At 39.5% G+C, this 3339-nt stretch carries 4 protein-coding genes; 3 read left to right on the top strand and 1 reads right to left on the bottom strand.

Going from position 1 to position 3339, the window contains the following annotated elements; translation table 11 throughout:
• Positions 1 to 217 precede the first annotated feature (217 nt).
• A complete protein-coding gene (locus AC1DPZ_RS24410) occupies positions 218 to 865 on the top strand; it encodes an IS1096 element passenger TnpR family protein (protein WP_477408363.1) in 648 nt (215 codons plus the stop codon).
• 189 nt (positions 866 to 1054) lie between these two features.
• Positions 1055 to 1975: a tRNA (adenosine(37)-N6)-dimethylallyltransferase MiaA gene (gene miaA / locus AC1DPZ_RS24405; protein WP_477408361.1), complete on the top strand. Its 921-nt coding sequence runs from the start codon at positions 1055 to 1057 to the stop codon at positions 1973 to 1975.
• A gap of 2 nt (positions 1976 to 1977) precedes the next feature.
• Here miaA and rfbA read toward each other — a convergent pair whose 3' ends face one another.
• Positions 1978 to 2838 carry a glucose-1-phosphate thymidylyltransferase RfbA gene (gene rfbA, locus AC1DPZ_RS24400; protein ID WP_477408359.1) on the bottom strand — a complete coding sequence of 287 codons (861 nt, stop codon included), beginning with the start codon at positions 2836 to 2838 and terminating at the stop codon, positions 1978 to 1980.
• 313 nt (positions 2839 to 3151) lie between these two features.
• Here rfbA and AC1DPZ_RS24395 point away from each other — a divergent pair.
• The coding region (locus AC1DPZ_RS24395; protein WP_477408357.1) for a phosphoadenosine phosphosulfate reductase domain-containing protein at positions 3152 to 3339 on the top strand (188 nt) is incomplete at its 3' end.

Below are 3339 nucleotides of genomic sequence, written 5' to 3'. Positions count from 1 at the left end.
ATATTATGCAGCTTTTTGGTATAAAAGAGGGCCGTGAGGTAGGAATTATCAAAAATCAGATCCGCGAAGCCATATTAGAAGGTGAAATTCCGAATACGCGCGAAGCTGCTATTAGTTACACAATTATCAAAGGTTTAGAAATTGGCTTAAAAGTTGTGGCAAGTTCAAAATTAAATTAAAACACTATTTTTGTCCCCACTAAAAATTTACTAAAATAATGGCACTATACAGGTTCAGGGTTACTTTCGAAGATTATGATGATGTGATGCGGGAGATTGATGTAAAATCGAATCAAACCTTCGAAGATTTACACCGCGCAATACATCAGTCAACCGGCTATAATCCCGAATTTCCTTCATCGTTTTATATTAGCAATGATCAGTGGATGAAAGGTGAAGAAATAACCTATCTGCCCAATCAAAAAAGGAAGGACCGTGGCGTATCGCTGATGAGTAATGTAAAGCTGTTAAGCTTTATCGATGATCCGCACCAGAAATTTTACTATACTTTCAATTTTGATCGTCCGTTTGATTTTCACGTAGAATTAATGAAGATCATTCTTAATGATACACCGGGCACTACTTATCCTGCCGTAATTAAATCAGTTGGTGAAGCACCTAAACAGTTTGGTAACGTATTTACGCCCACAGTAGCTGCTGCCGCTGATGAAGATTTCGACTTTTTAAATGAGATGGCATTTAATCCAGAGGATACCGAAGATTTCTCGGAAGTTACAGATGTTGATGCAGACCTGCCCGAAGAAAAAGCCGAAGAGGAAGAAGATGATGGATTCGGCGGTGAATTTGGAGATGATGAGGGCTTTGAAGATGATGACAAACCACACCGCGATGGTGACGATTATTAATATAAGTTAATAAGATATCTACACCCGTCATTGCGAGGAATGCTTCGTTCCGCCCCATGACAAGTTGTAAAACCCCAGACTTACGAAGTTTTTAAAACTTCGTAAGTCTTTCGCCGATTTGTCCCCCCTCCTTTAGAGTCTCGGTATCTTAATACTCGTAATGACATTTTTTTGACCGCATAATAACCCATGCCCCATCCCACTCCCAAAACACTCATTGTAGTTGCCGGCCCTACAGCTGTAGGTAAAACAGCAGCTGCGATTGAGCTGGCAATGTATTATGATACCGTTGTGGTATCGGCTGATTCAAGGCAGTTTTTTAGGGAGATGAGTATTGGTACGGCAAAACCCAGTGCTGCAGAGTTAGCCCAGGTTAAACATTATTTTATAGATTCACATTCTGTAAATGAGGTGTTTTCGGTTGGCGACTTTGAAAAACAAGGGATTGCTTTACTTGATGAACTTTTTAAAACGCATGATCATGTTATTTTGGCAGGCGGCTCTGGCCTTTACATCAAAGCCATTTGTGAAGGTTTTGACGATCTGCCAACAGCCGATCCGCATACAAGGGAAAAGCTAAACCTCGAACTGGAAGAAAAAGGAATAGGCTATCTGCAGGAAAAATTAAAATCAGTTGATCCGGTTTATTATGCAGAGGTCGACTTAAGTAACCCTCAACGTATCATCAGGGCATTGGAAGTTTTTGAAAGTTCGGGCAATCCTATATCCTTTTACAGGCAATCCACAATTAATAAACGCCCGTTCAACATAATAAAGCTGGCTTTAAACCTCCCCCGCGAAATATTGTATAAACGCATTAATGATCGCGTAGATATCATGATGCAACAAGGTTTATTGGCAGAAGTAACAGATTTACTCCCACATCGTCATTTAAACGCGTTGAACACAGTAGGGTATTCCGAGATCTTTGACTATTTTGATGGCAAATCGACCCAGGAAAAAGCCATTGAAATGATTAAGCAAAATACCAGGCGCTTTGCCAAAAGGCAACTCACCTGGTTTAGGAAAGATAAATCATTTATTTGGTTTGATGCCGGAGAGCCGGATTTTATTCGTAAAATGATCGAAACCGTTAAAAGCGGATCCTGAGTTTAAGGCAGCAAACTTTGCAGATAAGCGCCATAGCCACTCTTCAAATATTTTTGCACCAGCACTTTCAACTGATCATCGTTAATAAAACCACGACGATAAGCCACCTCCTCAATACAACCAATTTTGGTCGACTGCCGTTTTTCTATCACCCGCACGTACTCAGTAGCATCACTCAAAGAGTCAAAAGTACCTGTATCCAGCCACGCGGTACCTTTATCCATTACACCAACATGCAAAGTACCCTGTTCCAGGTAAAATCTGTTTACATCCGTAATTTCGTATTCGCCACGCGGCGACGGTTCCAGATCTTTCGCTATCTGGATCACGCTGTTATCATAAAAATACAATCCGGGTACCGCGAATTTTGATTTAGGGTTAACCGGCTTTTCTTCAATAGATAAGGCTTTAAAATCTTCGTCAAACTCTACAACGCCGTATCTTTCAGGATCGGCCACGTGATAAGCAAAAATAGCTGCTCCATCAACATCATTAAAGCTGCGAATTAGTTCATTAAAACCGGTGCCATAGAATATATTATCGCCCAAAATAAGGGCTACCTTGTCTTTGCCGATAAATTTCTCACCAATTACAAAAGCCTGGGCAAGCCCGTTTGGTTTTTCTTGTATGGCGTATTCAAATTTGCATCCCAGTTCAGTTCCGTCTCCCAAAAGGCGTTTAAAACCGTGATTATCTTCAGGGGTTGTTATGATGAGTATTTCCCGGATATCCGCCTGCATCAAAACGCATAACGGGTAATAAATCATCGGCYTATCATAAATGGGCATTAATTGTTTACTTATTGCCCTCGTAATTGGATAAAGCCTTGTACCCGATCCACCTGCTAAAATGATCCCTTTCATAAATTCAAATGTATGTATATACTGATTTTTTAAAAGTAATTATTTTTCATTATAACTTGTAATATTATGGTATAATGTATACATCATAATAAATTACTACACTTTTAAACGATTGGCAGGTATATAACGTTGATACTTAATGGGGCTTTTAATAATTGCTCATAATTTATTCCACGGAGTATGTTCTGTATAAGCTTAATTTTTGAGGTTAAATTCTACTTAATAGCCTTAACATTAGCGTAAAAATTGCTAATATTGCAGTTTTATTGCTAAACCCTACTATTTAGGTAGATTTAGCGGATTTAAGATTACCATGCATAAATATTATCTTACTCATCTGCAGGAATTAGAATCGGAGGCCATTTACGTGATAAGGGAAGTGGTTGCACAATTTGATCGTCCTGCTATACTGTTCTCGGGCGGTAAAGACTCCATCGTTGTTACTCACCTGGCCCAAAAAGCATTTTGGCCGGCTAAAATACCTATGCCGCTTATCCATAT

The organism is Mucilaginibacter sp. P4_G9 (genome assembly GCF_056400985.1).
The sequence above is the reverse complement of the archived record's forward strand: the minus strand, read 5'-3'. Positions and strand labels throughout refer to the sequence as shown.